Source organism: Haemophilus sp. HMSC71H05, assembly GCF_001838635.1.
Lineage (GTDB): Bacteria > Pseudomonadota > Gammaproteobacteria > Enterobacterales > Pasteurellaceae > Haemophilus_D > Haemophilus_D parainfluenzae_R.
Window position 1 is genome coordinate 199,905 of sequence record NZ_KV838026.1, and the last position, 17,213, is coordinate 217,117.

At 38.4% G+C, this 17,213-nt stretch carries 16 protein-coding genes and 1 tRNA gene; 9 read left to right on the forward strand and 8 right to left on the reverse strand.

Annotation, left to right across the window (positions count from 1 at the left end; all coding sequences use genetic code 11):
• Positions 1-99 precede the first annotated feature (99 nt).
• Complete coding sequence (gene pyk, locus HMPREF3279_RS02310) at positions 100-1,536, reverse strand: pyruvate kinase (protein ID WP_070867947.1); 1,437 nt, start codon at positions 1,534-1,536, stop codon at positions 100-102.
• A gap of 229 nt (positions 1,537-1,765) precedes the next feature.
• Between pyk and HMPREF3279_RS02315 the strand changes: the two genes are divergently transcribed.
• From HMPREF3279_RS02315 to HMPREF3279_RS02345, 7 genes are all read left to right on the forward strand, one after another.
• Positions 1,766-1,842: transfer RNA gene (locus HMPREF3279_RS02315), tRNA-Val, on the forward strand.
• A gap of 172 nt (positions 1,843-2,014) precedes the next feature.
• Positions 2,015-4,258, forward strand: a complete 2,244-nt coding sequence (locus tag HMPREF3279_RS02320; protein ID WP_070867948.1) for a TonB-dependent siderophore receptor — start codon at positions 2,015-2,017, stop codon at positions 4,256-4,258.
• Between the two features lie 64 nt (positions 4,259-4,322).
• The gene (locus tag HMPREF3279_RS02325) at positions 4,323-6,083 is read left to right on the forward strand and encodes an ABC transporter ATP-binding protein/permease (protein ID WP_070867949.1); all 1,761 of its coding nucleotides are present in this window, start codon (positions 4,323-4,325) and stop codon (positions 6,081-6,083) included.
• A 139-nt stretch (positions 6,084-6,222) separates the two neighbouring features.
• Positions 6,223-7,746 carry a lipopolysaccharide biosynthesis protein gene (locus HMPREF3279_RS02330; protein ID WP_070867950.1) on the forward strand — a complete coding sequence of 508 codons (1,524 nt, stop codon included), beginning with the start codon at positions 6,223-6,225 and terminating at the stop codon, positions 7,744-7,746.
• Positions 7,743-8,699 (forward strand): polysaccharide pyruvyl transferase family protein, encoded by a 957-nt coding sequence (locus HMPREF3279_RS02335; RefSeq protein ID WP_070867951.1) that lies wholly within the window; start codon positions 7,743-7,745, stop codon positions 8,697-8,699. Before HMPREF3279_RS02330 ends, HMPREF3279_RS02335 begins: the two co-directional genes overlap by 4 nt.
• On the forward strand, positions 8,699-9,442 hold the full coding sequence (locus tag HMPREF3279_RS02340) for a YdcF family protein (protein WP_070867952.1): 744 nt from the start codon (positions 8,699-8,701) through the stop codon (positions 9,440-9,442). The genes HMPREF3279_RS02335 and HMPREF3279_RS02340 overlap by 1 nt, the downstream gene beginning before the upstream one ends.
• A 48-nt stretch (positions 9,443-9,490) precedes the next feature.
• The gene (locus tag HMPREF3279_RS02345) at positions 9,491-10,153 is read left to right on the forward strand and encodes an NAD(P)H-dependent oxidoreductase (RefSeq protein WP_070867953.1); all 663 of its coding nucleotides are present in this window, start codon (positions 9,491-9,493) and stop codon (positions 10,151-10,153) included.
• A gap of 41 nt (positions 10,154-10,194) precedes the next feature.
• Here HMPREF3279_RS02345 and zevB read toward each other — a convergent pair whose 3' ends face one another.
• Entirely contained in the window at positions 10,195-11,172 is a 978-nt protein-coding gene (gene zevB / locus HMPREF3279_RS02350) for a zinc transporter permease subunit ZevB (protein WP_070867954.1), read from the reverse strand.
• A gap of 1 nt (position 11,173) precedes the next feature.
• Positions 11,174-11,806 carry a zinc transporter binding subunit ZevA gene (zevA, locus tag HMPREF3279_RS02355; RefSeq protein ID WP_070867955.1) on the reverse strand — a complete coding sequence of 211 codons (633 nt, stop codon included), beginning with the start codon at positions 11,804-11,806 and terminating at the stop codon, positions 11,174-11,176.
• 348 nt (positions 11,807-12,154) lie between these two features.
• Here zevA and ettA point away from each other — a divergent pair, with 348 nt between their 5' ends.
• Both ettA and HMPREF3279_RS02365 read left to right on the forward strand, forming a co-directional pair.
• On the forward strand, positions 12,155-13,825 hold the full coding sequence (ettA, locus tag HMPREF3279_RS02360; protein WP_007242265.1) for an energy-dependent translational throttle protein EttA: 1,671 nt from the start codon (positions 12,155-12,157) through the stop codon (positions 13,823-13,825).
• Between the two features lie 56 nt (positions 13,826-13,881).
• Complete coding sequence (locus tag HMPREF3279_RS02365) at positions 13,882-14,238, forward strand: SirB2 family protein (RefSeq protein WP_070867956.1); 357 nt, start codon at positions 13,882-13,884, stop codon at positions 14,236-14,238.
• 47 nt (positions 14,239-14,285) lie between these two features.
• On the opposite strand, the gene yciH is transcribed toward HMPREF3279_RS02365, so the two are convergent.
• The 5 genes from yciH to HMPREF3279_RS02390 all read right to left on the reverse strand — a co-directional run bounded on the left by yciH (position 14,286) and on the right by HMPREF3279_RS02390 (position 17,171).
• A complete protein-coding gene (gene yciH / locus HMPREF3279_RS02370; protein WP_070868135.1) occupies positions 14,286-14,606 on the reverse strand; it encodes a stress response translation initiation inhibitor YciH in 321 nt (106 codons plus the stop codon).
• A 4-nt stretch (positions 14,607-14,610) separates the two neighbouring features.
• Positions 14,611-15,300, reverse strand: coding sequence for an orotidine-5'-phosphate decarboxylase (pyrF, locus tag HMPREF3279_RS02375; protein ID WP_070867957.1), 690 nt, complete (start codon positions 15,298-15,300; stop codon positions 14,611-14,613).
• A 21-nt stretch (positions 15,301-15,321) separates the two neighbouring features.
• On the reverse strand, positions 15,322-16,500 hold the full coding sequence (gene lapB, locus HMPREF3279_RS02380; protein ID WP_070867958.1) for a lipopolysaccharide assembly protein LapB: 1,179 nt from the start codon (positions 16,498-16,500) through the stop codon (positions 15,322-15,324).
• Complete coding sequence (locus HMPREF3279_RS02385) at positions 16,500-16,793, reverse strand: LapA family protein (RefSeq protein WP_005699471.1); 294 nt, start codon at positions 16,791-16,793, stop codon at positions 16,500-16,502. The genes lapB and HMPREF3279_RS02385 overlap by 1 nt, the downstream gene beginning before the upstream one ends.
• A gap of 93 nt (positions 16,794-16,886) precedes the next feature.
• Positions 16,887-17,171 carry an integration host factor subunit beta gene (locus HMPREF3279_RS02390; protein WP_005695916.1) on the reverse strand — a complete coding sequence of 95 codons (285 nt, stop codon included), beginning with the start codon at positions 17,169-17,171 and terminating at the stop codon, positions 16,887-16,889.
• Positions 17,172-17,213: the final 42 nt, after the last annotated feature.

The following is a 17,213-nucleotide window of genomic DNA, read 5'->3' on the forward strand; positions in this document are numbered from 1 at the left end:
AGGTGGTTTTAAGAAAAAAGTGCGGTCAATATTTTCAATATTTTAGACATAAAAAAACGGTGGAAAAATCCACCGCTCTTTTTCATTCAGGAATGTTGATTATTCAACCGTTAAAGTACGACAAACGTTAGTTGTACCTTCTGATTCATCACCTTGTGTTAATAAAACAAGATCACCTGAAACTAAATAACCTTTTTCTTTTAATAGGTTAATCGCTGCTTTTGCACCTGCAGAGCTACGAGATTCACCATCAAAATGAACTGGTGTTACACCACGGTATAATGCGCAACGGTTTAATGTTTCTTGAACACGAGAAAGTGCAAAGATTGGTAAACCTGAGCTAATACGTGACATTAATAATGGTGTACGACCAGAGTGGCTTAATGTAATGATTGCTGCAATACCGCTTAAGTGGTTCGCTGCATACATCGCAGACATTGCTACAGATTCTTCAATATCTCTGAACTCACGATCTAAACGGTGATGAGAAACATTGATGCTAGGCATTTTTTCTGCACCTAAACATACGCGAGCCATTGTCGCTACAGTTTCAGCTGGATATTGACCTGCTGCAGTTTCTGCTGAAAGCATTACCGCATCAGTACCATCTAATACCGCATTTGCCACGTCCATTACTTCTGCACGAGTTGGCATTGGGTTGCTGATCATTGACTCCATCATTTGAGTTGCAGTGATTACCGCACGGTTTAATTGACGTGAACGACGAATTAATTTTTTCTGTACGCCAACTAATTCAGGGTCACCGATTTCAACACCTAAGTCACCACGCGCAACCATGATTACATCAGAAGCAAGGATGATATCGTCCATTGATGCATCATCAACTACGGTTTCAGCACGTTCAACTTTAGCAACGATTTTCGCATCTAAACCAGCTTGTTTTGCTAACTCACGTGCATAGTTTAAGTCTGCACTTGAACGTGGGAAAGATACCGCTAAGTAATCTACACCGATACGAGCTGCAGTGATGATATCTGCTTTATCTTTTTCAGTTAATGCATCTGCAGATAAGCCACCACCTAATTTATTGATCCCTTTATTGTTTGATAATGGACCACCAACAGTCACTTCAGTAAATACTTTTGCACCTTCAGTAGAAAGTACTTTTAATTGAACACGGCCGTCATCTAATAAAAGAATATCGCCAGGCACAACATCTTGTGGAAGTGTTTTATAGTCTAAACCAACGGCTTCTTGATTACCTTCACCTTTTGGTAATTCCGCATCAAGAATAAATTTATCACCAACATTTAAGAAAATTTTGCCGTCTTTAAAAGTAGAAACACGAATTTTAGGACCTTGTAAGTCACCTAAAATTGCCACGGTTTTACCTAATTTTTTCGCGATCGCACGAACACGCTCTGCACGCTCAATATGATCATCTGGTGTACCGTGAGAAAAGTTCATACGTACAACATTAGCGCCTGCTGCGATAATTTTTTCAAGATTGTTATCGCGGTCTGTTGCTGGACCCATTGTACATACAATCTTCGTTCTTCTTAATTTTCTAGACATTATCTAAACTCCACAAATGGTTACAATTTACTAAAGCTCTTTTTTAAATTTCGGCTCATCCGAGATAAAAAACGCTGCGCATTATACGCTTAAACCTGCATAAAATCAAAATAACTACTGAGACTTTTTAAATCAATTTTTGGTTATTTTTTTAGCAGCTAAATTTAACTTAAAACAAATCCTCTTGTTTTCATCCTCAAAACTGTTTATCATCTGCCACATCTTTTATGCGACTATAGCTCAGTTGGTTAGAGCACCACCTTGACATGGTGGGGGTCACTGGTTCGAGTCCAGCTAGTCGCACCATCTTGCAATCCCAAGTTTTTTAGCTTGGGATTTTTTCTTTTTATCCCCCTACTGAATTTGAATGGATACTTTCTGAACGAATCACCCGTACAAATGAAAATAATTTTCATTGATTGACGAAAACGTTTTCGCTATACTTGCGCCTCTTTTATTATCTATCGGGATAGCGATTATGAATTTTAAATTAAGCCTCATTTCAACCGCACTTTTAACCAGTTTTTCCATTTCTACGTTTGCAGAAACTGAGCAAGCCGTAGATACAAACACCGAGACGCTTGAGCAAATTAACGTTCAAGATACGGGTATTAAGCAAAATGGTTATCAAACGACAGGGACATCTGTCGTATCAAAAGCTGAAGTGCCAGTATTCGACACGCCAAACACGGTAAATATTCTTTCGACCAAACTACTAGAAGATCGCAAACCTGAATCACTCATTGATGCGCTTTATAACGTCAGTGGTGTGAGTCAAGCGAATACATTAGGCGGTATGTTTGACTCTATTCAGAAACGTGGTTTTGGTGGAAACCGTGACAACTCGATTATGCGTAACGGTTTACAAGCTGGCCCAGCTAAAAACTTTAGTGCGACAACTGAAACCGTTGAAGTTTTAAAAGGGCCTGCATCTGTGCTTTATGGTATTCAAGATCCAGGTGGCGTGGTTAATATCATTACTAAAAAACCACAACAAACACCACGCTATGTTATCGGAGGAACTTTAGGTAATCATAGCCTATGGGGAACACAATTAGATTTCACTGGTGGCTTAGGAAATGGTTTTGCTTACCGCTTTATCTATGACAAACAAGAAAAAGACTACTGGCGTAATTTTGGCAAAGTAAAAAATACCACTTACGCACCATCTCTTTCTTGGGAAAATGATAAAACTAAAGTGCTTCTTTCTTATGAACACAAAGATATTCTTGAGCCATTTGATCGTGGTACAAATCTTTTAACAGCAACGAATGCATTACCGGATATCCCTGTATCACGTCGTTTAGATGAACCAAATAATGAAACTACGGCAAAAACCGATAACATTGATTTCAAAATCGAACACAAATTAAGTGACGGTTGGAAATTAAATGCGGGTTATAGCTATGCTCGTTATAAATATTTCTATAACCAAGCACGTATTACAAATATCAATGTTAAAGATGTTGCGATCCCTGCTATTAAAAATAAAAAGGGCGAGATTACCTCTCCAGAATTAAGCGCTCGTCATGTACGCCGAGCTATTGAGCAACAACAAGGCGATCAACGTGTTCATAGTGGCACATTAAATATCGTCGGTGAATTTGGTATTGGTGATATTGCCAACCGTTTTGTAGCCGGTGTGGATGTTATGCGTAATATTCGTGATATTGGACCTATTTATAACCAAGGTATCATGAGTTCTGATATCAATATCGATCATCCAAATTATACCAATCCGGTTGCTGAACATAAAAACGGTAACGGCAACGCTTACCAATATAACCATCTCAAAACCGTTGGTGTTTATATTCAAGATACCGCTTACTTTACAGATAACTTTATCATGACAGGTGGTTTACGTTATGAGTACTTTGATCAATTTGCGGGACGTCATTGTTTAAATGCTGCAAACTGTAAAAAAGGCCAAAATCTAACAAGAACCGGCAATACTGATCAGCACGATGGTAAATTATTGTATCAATTAGGTGCCGTATATAAATTTACGCCACATATTGCGACATTTGCTAACTACGCTGAGTCTTTCCGTCCACAAATGAGTGTTGCAACACCTGTTAGCGGCGATTTAAAACCAGAACAAGGTAAATCTTTTGAAATTGGTGCAAAATACGAAAACTCTGGCTTCAACGCGACACTTGCATTATTCAATATCATCAAACGTAATGTGGCTGAAGCCGTTGGTTCGGGTTCAAGTGCGCAACTAAATATTGTGGGTAAACAACGTTCTCGCGGTATGGAATTCGATCTTAATGGTCAAGTTACTGATAACCTAAGTGTAGCGGCTAACTATACCTACACCAAGGTAAAATCACTTGAAAATGAGCTTTATCCTGATGCGATAAATCAACAACTTTCTGGTGTACCGAAACATCAAGCTTCTCTATTCTTAGCTTATAACGTAGGTGAATTTGATTTTGGTAACATTCGTGTTGGTGGAGGTGCTCGTTATTTAGGTTCTTGGCATGCTTATAACAGTGATTACACCAAAGCATACAAATTACCTCATGCCGTGGTATATGATGCCTTTATTGCTTACGATACCAAAATCTCTGGCAAGAAAGTATCTTTCCAACTTAACGGTAAAAACTTAACAAATAAAACTTACTATCCATCCACCTCTGGTAACGCAACAAACACGTTAATCCCTGTTGCATTAGGTTATGGACGTGAATTTATCTTCAACACGAAAATTGAGTTTTAATTGAGCGCACAATATTAGGGCGAATATTTCGCCCTTTTTTCGTTTTTTACTTTATGGATAATCAATGAATTGGCAAACTGAACTTAACTCAAGTTTAAGCTGGATTTTGACCGCACTTTTCTGGGTAGTTTTATGCTTTAGCGTGGTAATGATAGCGCTAAAGCAAACCTCATTTGGTCAAAAGTTTTGGCATATTGTATCCCCTTCGATTAATCGTCGTAACAGCATCAAAATCATCCTTATGCTACTGGTATTGTTTACGATGATTTTGCTAGAAGTGCGCTTCAGCGTGCTCAATTCTTTTTTCTATAATGGGCTTTATAGCTCCATGCAGGAATTAGATGCGGATAAGTTTTGGTTCTTTGCAAAACTAAATGCTCTCTTAGTATTGGTACAAGTGATCCACTCCATTGCCGATTATTTCTTACGGCAAGTATTTGAAATCCGTTGGTTGGAAAGCTTGAATAAAATCCTGGTTAAACGATGGTTAGAAAATAAAAAATACTATCGTCTCAAATATGAAAAAGAGCTACCCGATAATATTGATCAACGTATTGAACAAGATGCGCGTGAATTCATCAGTAGCACTGTCACTATTGTACGCGGTATGATTAATTCTGTACTGACCACTATTGAATTTACCATCATCCTTTGGTCTCTTTCTGGCGTGTTAAGTCTTTTCGGATTAAATATCGAAAAAGGCGTTGTCTTCTTTATTTACGCCTTTATTATCCTCGCAACGTTAATGTCTGTTTGGATTGGTCATCCTTTAATCAAGTTAAATTTCAATAAAGAAAAACTCAATGGTGACTACCGTTATTCTTTGATTCGAGTGCGGGATAATGCGGAAAGTATCGCTTTCTATCAAGGCGAACTGCAAGAACAACACTTATTGAAAAACAAATTTGCTCAAATCATTCATAACCGTTGGGCAATTGTATTGAGAATGTTGGGATTAGACGGCTTTAATGGAAGTGTCACGCGCGTTGCAAAACTCTTACCGTTAATGCTGCAAGCACCTCGTTTTTTCACTGGACAAATCAAACTGGGCGATATGCACCAAACTGTGCAAGCATTTAACCGATTAATGACCGCACTTTCCTTCTTCCGTTTGTTCTATGAAGAATTTACGCTCTACCAAGCGCGTTTAAATCGTCTTTATGGTTTTATGACGAAGTTGGATGAATTAGATCATTTAGAGGTTCATCAACCCATGAAATGCTCAAACCGTGTTGCGTTATCAAATTTTGGTATTAAAGATGACCAAGGCAGATTGTTGCTTAATAACTTGAATATTGAATTAAAAAATGGTGATGCTTTATTAATTCAAGGGCCTTCTGGTACGGGAAAAACATCGCTATTAAAAGCGATGGCAGGAATTTATCCTTTTGAAACAGTTGGTCTGGTGGAACATCCTTGTGTGACCAGTTTGTTCCTACCTCAACGCCCTTATATGCCACAAGGTACGTTACGTGAAGCGATTTGCTATCCAGATATTGATCCTTATCATCCTGAATTGGAAAAAACACTGACTGACTGTTGTTTGGATAAATATCTTCATAGCTTAGATGTAGATAACGATTGGCAGGCAATTTTGTCGCCAGGTGAATTACAGCGCGTGGCATTTATTCGGATTTTACTAACGAAACCTGAAGTGGTCTTTTTAGATGAAACCACATCAGCACTTGATGAGCCAACCGAGTACCTCCTTTATAAAACAATTAAAGAGCGGTTACCCAATATGATCATTTTGAGCGTGGGTCATCGTGGCACATTGCATCAGTTCCATAATAAGCAACTAGATTTGGCAGTCTGCATCGTCTAAATAATAAAAGGCTAAATTTATATTTAGCCTTTTCTTTTTTTTACTAAATACGATTGAACTTATAAGAAGTCTCTCAAGGCTTGCTACACATCCCAATCCCCCCTATAATTCCCCCAATTTTTCTAATTTCATTCTCACAATGTCAAATAAAACCATTGCCAAAAATACGCTATTTCTTTACATCCGAATGCTCTTCAACATGGGGGCGATGCTGTATATCTCTCGTGTGGTATTGCAGGTATTGGGTGTGGAAGATTTTGGTATCTACAACATTGTGATGGGTGTGGTGGTCTTATTTTCCTTTTTTAATGGCACAATGACGGCCACCACTCAGCGTTTTATTAACGTAGAAAAAGCCTCGAATGACATTCAACGTGTCAATAAAGTCTTTAATATTAGCATCTTAAATCACCTACTCATTATTTTTATCGTATTCGTGTTAGCCGAAACCGTCGGTTTATGGTTTTTAAATCACAAATTGGTGATCCCCGCTGAACGCTTGCAAGCCGCAAATATCGTTTACCAATTAGCATTAATTATTGCTCTTGTTGAAATCATCAAAGTGCCATTCAATGCCATGATTGTTGCCCATGAGAAAATGGGATTCTATGCTTGGTTGGGATTAGGTGAAACCATTTTAAAACTGACTTCTGTCTTTATCTTAAGTCATATCACGCATTACGATAAGTTGATTACTTATGGCTGCTTATTGCTTTCAGTCAGTTTAATCGTGCTCTCTCTTTATGTGTTATTCACTAAATATTACTTCAAAGAAGCTGCACGTTTCCGCCTATATAAAGATTTAAGCAAAACCAAAGAAATGGTGAGTTTTTCAGGTTGGATGCTCATGGGGCAAGTTGCCTATGTGGGTTCGACCCAAGGCTTGAATATGGTGTCTAACTTATTCTTTGGCGTGGCAGTCAATGCAGCTGTCGCCATTGCGACCCAGGTAGAAGGTGCGGTTTATAGCTTTGTGAATAATTTCCAAATGGCGGCTAATCCGCAGTTAGTGCAGTCTTATGCGGCAAAAGATTACGATCGCAATCGCCAATTAATTCTTGGTATTTCAAAATACTCACTTTATTTAATGGCGATTCTCTCTGCCCCTGTATTGTATTTCACCCATACCTTACTGACATTTTGGTTAGGTGATCATCTTCCGCAATATACTGAGCAACTCGTACAAGCTATTATTGCTTGCTTATTAATCAGTGCAATGGCAGGGGCATTTTGGATGAGTGCATTAGCCATTGGCACATCCACCGTAAAACAATACAATATCATCGTCGCATTAATCGATCTTTGTACGGTGCCTTTGGCTTATTATTTGTTCACACTAGGTTATAATCCAGTATTTGCCTTTGTGGGTAAATTTAGTACGATGGTCATCTCACAACTCTATCGATTATATTTTATTAATAAAAAAATTAAATTTAACCACAAAGAATTTGTCTCATATTTAGTGAATGTCGGCGTGGTGTTTGGCCTGCTATTAGGTACCATCTATATATCCGATACTACCCGCAGCTATTCTTTATTGGAATTTATTGGACAATCCATCATTTTAGAAATGGTATTAATCTGTGTCATTTTAATCTTCGGATTAAACACAGCAGAAAAAAATTTCTTGTTTAGCTATTTAAAGAAAAGAGTAAAAAAATGAATCAACTCCTTATTGATTTAAAAAACAAACTGAATCCTATTGTCGAACTGATCAAAGATAAAAACGACGTATTTTATTTCGACTACCCGCTTCATTTGAACGTGGGCGATTTACTGATTTATCACGGAACCGAGCAATTTTTTAAAGATCACCACATTAATGTGACCTTAAAACGTTGCGAATATGATTTAGATCTTGAAGAAGTTAAAGCGAAAATTACACCAAACACCACCATCCTTTTACATGGTGGCGGTAATTTTGGCGATCTTTATTCGCAGCACCAAAAGATCCGTGAAGAAATGGTGACGAATTTCCCGAATAATCGCATTATTGTGTTGCCACAAACTGCTTATTTTAAACACGAAGAAAATCTGCAAAAATCAGCCGCACTTTTCCGTAGCCACAGTGATTGTCATTTACTGGCTCGTGACGAAAGAACCGCGAATCTATTTGCTCAATTTTCTGATCATGTTTATTTATCACCGGACATGGCTCATCAGCTTTATGGCACCATGGAAACGAAACAAGGCAAAACTGGTGAGCAACTTTACTTCCTACGTAAAGATATTGAAGCGAGTGATATCGAGAAAAATATCCTTGCTCAACTGCCTGCTAACAGCAATGTAAAAGACTGGGAAGATATTCTTTCAACAGAAGACGATGTTGTTTTAGCAGTAAGCTGGCGAATGAGTAAAATGGCCAATAAATTTGGTCTGGGTTGGCTGAAAGATCTCTGCCATCAGTTTTGGTATGCCTATACTCAACGCATTGTAAAACGTGTTGCACAAGTATTCTTAGCGAATGATAAAGTCACCACAACTCGCTTACATGGTCATATTTTCTCTTGCTTGTTAGAAATTCCAAATCGTGTTTGCGATAACTCTTATGGTAAAAATAGTAGCTATGCCAAATTATGGACCAAAGAGCTAGATTTTGTTGAATTGGATAAATAATGTTTGAATTGAAAAAACTGATTACAGCCATGATTCTTCCCCCATTTAATATTTTAATTTTATGGGGACTTTCACTTATTCTAGCTAAATTCAATTTCAAAAAATTAAGCCGAATTTCGACCGCACTTGGTTTCTCTCTACTCTATCTTTTAAGCATTCCTTACACTGCACAAGTACTTAAAGACAGTCTCATTACTGAAGATCATTTAACTCTGCAAGATTATCAACAAGCGCAAGCGATCGTTTTACTTGGCGGTGGTTTACGTGATAACAAAGAGCTTTATGCACCATTAGCTTCAACAGGTATTCAACTTGAACGCTTACGCTATGCCGCATTCTTGCAAAAAGAAACGCACTTGCCATTATTAATTACAGGGGCGAGTCCAACTGGCGCCATTGAAGCAAAAATCGCTGCGGAAGAACTCCAAAACTTCTTTAATGTGCCAACTAAATGGATTGAACCTAAAGCACTTACTACCAAAGAAAATGCCCTTTTCACCAAACAAATATTGGAAAAAGAAGGTATTCACAAAATTATTTTAGTCACCAATGAATGGCATATGCAACGTGCAAAATTATTGTTCCAACAACAAGGTTTTGATGTGTTACCTGCAAGTGTAGGTGAAGGCATTACACCTGACAATTATGGACTTAATATGATGCATTTTATTCCGCAAGGTGGCGCGATTACGAAAAATATGCAATTACTCAAAGAGTGGATTGGATATTGGAAAGAGCGCTAAAGTGCGGTCAAACGATCACAAATTAGATAATGTTAAGAGGAAGAAAACATGAGTCAAATTACACGCGAACAAATGCTTCAGGTATTCGAAAATCGCTGCTCCACACGTTATTACGATCCAAATAAAAAAATTAGCCAAGAAGATTTCGCGGCAATTTTAGAATTTGCTCGTTTATCACCAAGCTCTGTCGGCTCTGAGCCATGGAAGTTCTTAATTATTCAAAATAAAGCATTACGCGATAAACTCAAACCTTTTAGCTGGGGTATGCAATATCAATTAGATGATTGTAGCCATTTAGTGATCATTCTTGCGAAGAAAAATGCGCGCTATGACACGCCTTTCTTCCGTGATGTAGCGGTGCGTAGAGGTTTACAAGGTGAGCAATTAGAAAAAGCCTTGGCAAAATACAAAGACTTACAAGAAGTTCAAATGAAAACCGCAGAAAGCGAGCGTGCATTATTTGACTGGGCAAGCAAACAAACCTACATTGCATTAGCGAATATGCTCACTGGTGCCGCCGCTATCGGTGTTGATTCTTGCCCGATTGAAGGCTTTAACTACGATAAAATGAATGAAGTTTTAGCCGCTGAAGGTCTTTTTGATCCAAATGAATGGGGCGTATCTGTGGCAGCAACATTTGGTTATCGTGCGAGAGACATTACTAAAAAATCACGTAGACCAATTGAAGAAATCGTTACTTGGGTTGAATAATCTATTTTCAAATAAATGGGCAGCAAACGCTGCCCTTTTCTTTACCCACCAAACAAGGCTGCGCCACCTGTTACAGCCTCCATCGTGCCATATAACAAGCTTAGTGCAAAAAAGATCATAATTGCGCCCGCAATACATTTGATCATGGCCTCGCCTTTTTGATTAGAACCAGTTAAACCGTACCAATGGCCTAATCGCGTTGCGACATTTCTCGCATAGCGCACTAACGCAGCAAAAAGTGAAAGCATTAATCCTGTGCCCAGAGACATGGCAAACGTAGCTACAATTCCCCACCAATAAAGATCCAGCATATAAGCGAGAAAGAGCACAAAAATAGCGCCACTACACGGTCGCATACCAATAGTCAAAATCACTAAGAGCTGAGATTTTAAATCACCTGATTGCTTAAGCTGTTGATTATTCGGTAGATGTTGATGCCCACAGCTACACTGTGTTTGACTTACTTTTCCTTGCTCATATCGAAAAGGCGAAGCTGTTCCAATCTGTTTTGGTAATGATTGGATCGATGTAATACGAAAAGATTGCTTTTTCTTTAAGCCTTTCAGACCTTGAGTAATCCAATAAATCCCTAACAACACTAATAAAATTAGAGCGCTACGTTCCAGCCATAACTGGCTAAGTTTAAAATATTTAGAGGATAGATTAAGTATCACCACCACAATGGAGGTTGCAGCGACTGCGACAAAACCTTGCATGAGAGAGGAAAGCAAGCTTAAACGTACGCTGGTCTTAAGTTGGCTTTCGTGCGTAGAAAGATAACTAGCGATAATAAATTTGCCATGCCCAGGCCCTAATGCATGTAATACACCATAAGAAAAGGCGGCAAAAATCAACCACAATCCTGCTGTTGATGAATGTGCTTGAATCTGATGTAGATTTTCAGAAATCAACTGATTAAAGGCTTTTTGCCAATCAGCAACTTGCACAAACAGCCAAGGTAATAATGCGAAGATAATCGCTAATAAACCAATAAAAAGTGCGGTCAGTTTTAACTTCATTTTATTCACACTTAATTTTTACTTTCTGCGCAAACAATACACCAAGGGAATCATCTTCATTTTTTTGCGATTTATCCAATGATGATGCGTAAGATTGAATTTTTTCATCGACATTAGGTTCCAGCACCTCGCCTTTGCAATTTGCAGGAAGTGATGAAAAATCAACCGCTCTTTTGCCTGGTTCTGCATACCGCATTGCCACATAATAAGTGCGATCATAAGTCATTAGCGTAAATTCATTATTTTGCAAGGCCTGTGGTTGAGCTAAAAGAAAATCAAAATAATATTCCACCTCATTCCCTTTCACACGCATACCGTAATTTTCAGGGTGTTTTGTGTATTTAATTTTATGATTTTCTTTGTCAAAGACATAACTAAAGTAATGTTCATTCACAACGTTTGCCATGACATCATCAACTAATTTCTGTTGGGCTGCCTTATCCCCTTTTGCCTGTTTCACATCATACAAGACAGCTGAAGAACTGGCTTCATCAAGTAACCACTGCGTCGAGAAACCAATTAATTGATTATCTTTCACTAAGGGTTTCGTTTGCATATCGATGAATGCGTGGGGATGCGCTAGTGCTGAAAAAGGCGAAATCAGCAATAATCCAAGAGGTAATTTTTTAAACATAAATAAGAAAAAAGAGTGGCTAAATGATTGAATAGACAGATTTTATCACAAGCAGTTCCCAATCAAAATCGAATAAAAATCAGTCTAAAAGTAAAAAATCCTATGATTTTATTGATTTTTATCAAAAAATGATTCATTCGCATTTCCCTTATAACTGAAATTTATGTACTATCTGTTTCGTCAAGTGATTGCTTGATATTCATAAAGTTCCTAAATAAAATAATCATAAATATAGCTAAACTACTTTCCTACCACCCTGTATGGGTGGTTTTTTTTGCCTTTCAAATAGCTTATTCCCTAAACATCAAGTAAAATAACCGCACTTTTATTCATAACATCGAGAAAATTATGTCAACGCAATTTGTATATACGATGCACCGTGTCGGCAAAGTGGTGCCACCGAAGCGTCATATTTTGAAAGATATTTCTTTAAGCTTCTTCCCTGGTGCAAAAATCGGGGTGCTCGGCTTAAATGGTGCGGGTAAATCAACCCTGTTACGCATTATGGCGGGCGTGGATAAAGAGTTCGAAGGTGAAGCGCGTCCACAACCAGGTATTAAGATTGGTTATCTTCCACAGGAACCAAAACTTGATCCGCAACAAACTGTGCGTGAAGCGGTAGAAGAAGCCGTTTCTGAAGTAAAAAATGCACTGACTCGTTTAGATGAAGTTTATGCACTTTATGCAGATCCTGATGCGGATTTCGATAAACTAGCCGCAGAACAAGCAAACCTTGAAGCGATTATTCAAGCACACGATGGACATAATTTAGATAACCAATTAGAGCGTGCTGCAGATGCATTACGTTTACCGGATTGGGATGCCAAAATTGAGCATTTATCTGGTGGTGAGCGTCGTCGTGTGGCGCTTTGTCGTTTGTTGCTCGAAAAACCAGACATGCTCTTATTAGACGAGCCAACCAACCACTTAGATGCGGAATCTGTGGCATGGTTAGAACGCTTCTTACATGACTACGAAGGTACTGTTGTGGCAATTACCCACGACCGTTACTTCTTAGATAACGTAGCAGGTTGGATCTTAGAGCTCGACCGCGGTGAAGGTATTCCTTGGGAAGGTAACTACTCTTCTTGGTTAGAGCAAAAAGAGAAACGCTTAGAGCAAGAACAAGCTGCTGAAAATGCACGCCAAAAATCGATTGCGAAAGAGTTAGAATGGGTTCGTCAAAATCCGAAAGGCCGTCAAGCAAAAAGCAAAGCACGTATGGCGCGCTTCGATGAGTTGAACTCCGGCGAATACCAAAAACGTAACGAGACCAACGAACTCTTTATTCCACCTGGTCCACGTTTAGGTGATAAAGTGATTGAGGTAGAACATCTCACTAAATCTTACGGCGACCGCACTTTAATTGATGATTTATCATTCAGCATTCCAAAAGGGGCTATCGTGGGGATTATCGGGGCGAATGGTGCGGGTAAATCAACCCTATTCCGTATGCTTTCAGGCCAAGAACAACCCGATAGCGGCTCAATTACGATGGGTGAAACGGTTGTACTTGCCTCAGTAGATCAGTTCCGTGACTCAATGGACGATAAGAAAACCGTTTGGGAAGAAGTGTCTAACGGACAAGATGTTCTCACTATTGGTAACTTTGAAATTCCAAGTCGTGCCTATGTTGGACGCTTTAACTTCAAAGGCGTAGATCAACAAAAACGTGTGGGCGAATTATCGGGTGGTGAACGCGGTCGTTTACACTTAGCTAAACTTCTACAACGTGGTGGTAACGTACTATTATTGGACGAACCGACCAATGACTTAGACGTTGAAACCTTACGTGCGTTAGAAAATGCGATCTTAGAGTTCCCAGGCTGTGCGATGGTGATTTCCCATGACCGTTGGTTCTTAGACCGTATTGCAACTCATATTTTAGATTACGGTGATGAAGGTAAAGTGACTTTCTATGAAGGTAACTTCTCTGACTACGAAGAGTGGAAAAAGAAAACCTTAGGTGAAGCCGCAACACAACCACATCGTATAAAATATAAACGTATTGCAAAATAAGAAATTAAAGTGCGGTTATTTTTGACCGCACTTTTCCTTTTACATCTGGAGTGATTATGTTAGTTTATTTGCACATTGTTTGTGCATTTTTAAGTTTAGGATTATTGTTAATCCGTGGGGGAATGCAATTAAGTGGGAAAGATTGGCGAGCGATTAAATTGCTAAAAATTTTACCGCACTTGGTTGATACACTTTTAATTGCAAGTGGCTTAACGATTTTCTTCTTGGTCGGTTATCAGTTACAAAGCTGGCTAATCATGAAAATCATCATGCTTGCGCTTTATATCTTCTTCTCGGCTAAATATTTTAGTCGTAAAGCGGTCAATCCAAACAGTGCATTTCTGGCATTTGCCTTGTTAAGTTTCTTAGGTGCAATGTTCTTTGCTTACCAACCAAACTTTATGGAAGGCTAATCATGAAAAAATCCATCTTCAATTGAAGATGGATTTTTTGTCTTATCTTAACCACCGGCTAATTTTACTTTAAACCCTTTTTGTTCTAAAAGTTGTTTAAGTAAATCGCGTTTTTCGCCTTGAATCTCAATATTGCCGTCTTTAACCGAACCACCACAACCACAACGTTTTTTCAGTTCTGCCGCTAACTTTTTCAATTCATCATCAGATAAATCTAGCCCAGTAATCACTGAGACGCCCGCACCTTTTCGACCACTGGTCTGTTTTTGGATGCGAACAATACCATCACCCTTAGGGCGTTGTACGGACTGCTTTTGCTCTTTAATTCGACCAACTTCGGTAGAATAAACTAAAGTACTCTCAGTCATATTACTAAATTGATGCATTAATTGAACGAAGCACTTCAGCTGGATTCTCAGCTTGAGTAATTGGACGACCAATTACTAAATAATCAGAACCAGATCGAATAGCTGCTGCTGGTGTCATTACGCGACGCTGATCACCAAAATCACTTCCAATCGGGCGAATCCCTGGGGTGATTAATTTAAAATCTGGACCACAAGTATTACGTAAAATCTCCACTTCCTGTGGTGAACAAACCACCCCATCTAATCCTGCACGTTGTGTTAAATTTGCAAGACGTAAAACGTGTTCAAGTGGCGAAGAATTAATACCAATTTGCAACAAATCTAAATCTTCCATGCTTGTTAATACGGTTACCGCGATTAATAATGGCGCATCTTTTCCATAAGGCTCGAGAATTTTCTTCGCCTCTTCCATCATTTTTAAACCACCGCTCGCATGGACGTCCACCATCCATACGCCTAAATCAGCCGCAGAACGCACCGCTCTTGCCACAGTATTTGGAATATCATGAAATTTTAGGTCGAGGAAAACATCAAATTGACGCTCGTGTAATTGCTTAACGAAACTGGTTCCCAGTGTGGTAAACATTTCTTTACCCACTTTTAAACGGCATAAGCTTGGATCAATTTGATCCACGAGGGATAACGCTTCTGCTTCCGTTTCGTAATCCAATGCAACGATTACTTTGCTATTCATAATTTTACCTCACTGTGTCAATTAATTATGTTCTGGTTTGATGGTTTCCCACTGTTTACAAGAAGGACAATTCCACATTAATTTATGGGTTTGATAACCGCAATTTGAACAACGATAACCAAAGCCTTGCTTAATTCTCTCCCCCACCATTTTATGTAGCAAAATTAAGCTTTCTTTACCTCGCCCTTCTTCTGCATCATCAATTTGAAATTGAATAAATCGGTGGAAAATAGATGTACTAGGATGTTTTGTCAGTTGTTGATAAAGCTTTGATTGCGCTGCACTCTTGCCATCTTTCTCTTCAATCACGCTTGCTAACATTAAATCAACTTTCGTATTGTTAATCTGTTGACTGGCACGAATCAGGAATAATTCAAAGTTATCTCTTTCACCTAATTCATCATAACAATATTTGAGTGTTTTCAGCACTTCACCAATATAAATTGGATTTTGATTCAGAATATTCTCTAAAAAATGAATGGCTTGACGATAGTTTTTATTAGCCATTTCTAAATCAGCAAGTAGCATTGATGCTCTCACACTCGTTGGAGAAACATTCAGCGCTTTTTGTAAAATACTGCGTTTTTCAATCGCACTTTCAAGCTCGCCACTTAAAGCATATTCACAATAACATTGTGCTAATTCCACATCATTTTCTTTAGGGGAAATTTTGGCTAGTTTTTCTGCGATATTAACCGCTTTTTTCCATTCTTTTGTTTTTTGGTAAATCACTAAAAGCTGTTGTAGTGCATTTTCAGCGAACTCAGGTTCATCCACCATAATGATGTAAAGGGCTTCCGCACGGTCATAAAAACCCACCGCCATGAAATCCTTAGCAAGTTGCTGTTTAGCTAATAATTTTTGTTCGAAAGAATAATTGGGACTACGATCGAGGGCTTGATGAATTCTTAAAGCACGATCCACTTCGCCTCGAGAACGGAAAAGGTTACCGAGCGTTAGCTCAGCTTCAAATTGTGAGTTGCTTTCAATTTCATTTTCTGTTTCTTGTTTTTGCAACATATCAAGAAACAAATCAACGGCTTTATCCGTTTGATTAGAAAGCAAAAAATTGACCCCCGTGACATAATCACGGGAGAGTTTATTACTCATATCTTCCTGATCTTTCTTAGCACTCCGATGCCCCATATACCAACCATAAGCGGCGGCTATTGGCAGAAGCAGAAAGAGTAATTCAAGCATTATACTGCCTTATCGCGAGTAGTCGTTAATTCGTTAATTTGTAATGTTTGACGTTTAACTTGACGCGCTAACGACATATTTTTGAATTTTAATTTTAAGTAGAAAAATCCTGTAATTAACCAACCTAAAATTAATCCAAAACCAAATAAAATTGCAACTAATGTTGAAAGTTGGAATTGGCTTTCAGCAACAATGTAGTTAAAGGTGATTACTTGATCATTATTTGCCCCTATAGTTACCGCAACAAGTACGATAGCCAATACAATAATGAGTCCGAGAATATATTTAATCATCACAATCTCCTTTGTTAAGAATGGGTTCATTATGCCAAAATTTGTAATAAAAAACGACACCTAAGTGTCGTTTTATTGATATCGATTGAATGTTTAAGCAAAAACATTTACGCGATCTTTTAATTCTTTACCCGCTTTAAAGTGCGGTACAGATTTAGCATCTAATTTTACAGAATCACCGGTTTTAGGATTACGGCCAACTCGTGGTTGACGATGGTGTAAAGAGAAGCTACCAAAACCACGCACTTCAATACGATTACCTTCTTCTAAAGATTGTGCAATGAGTTCAAGAATATCCTTTACAATACCTTCTACTTCTTTTGCGGATAAAGTTGGGTGCTTTGTTGATAGATTTTCAATTAGTTCAGATTTAGTCATCGTCAACTCTCCTTTAAATTTATACTTAAACTTGTTATTAAG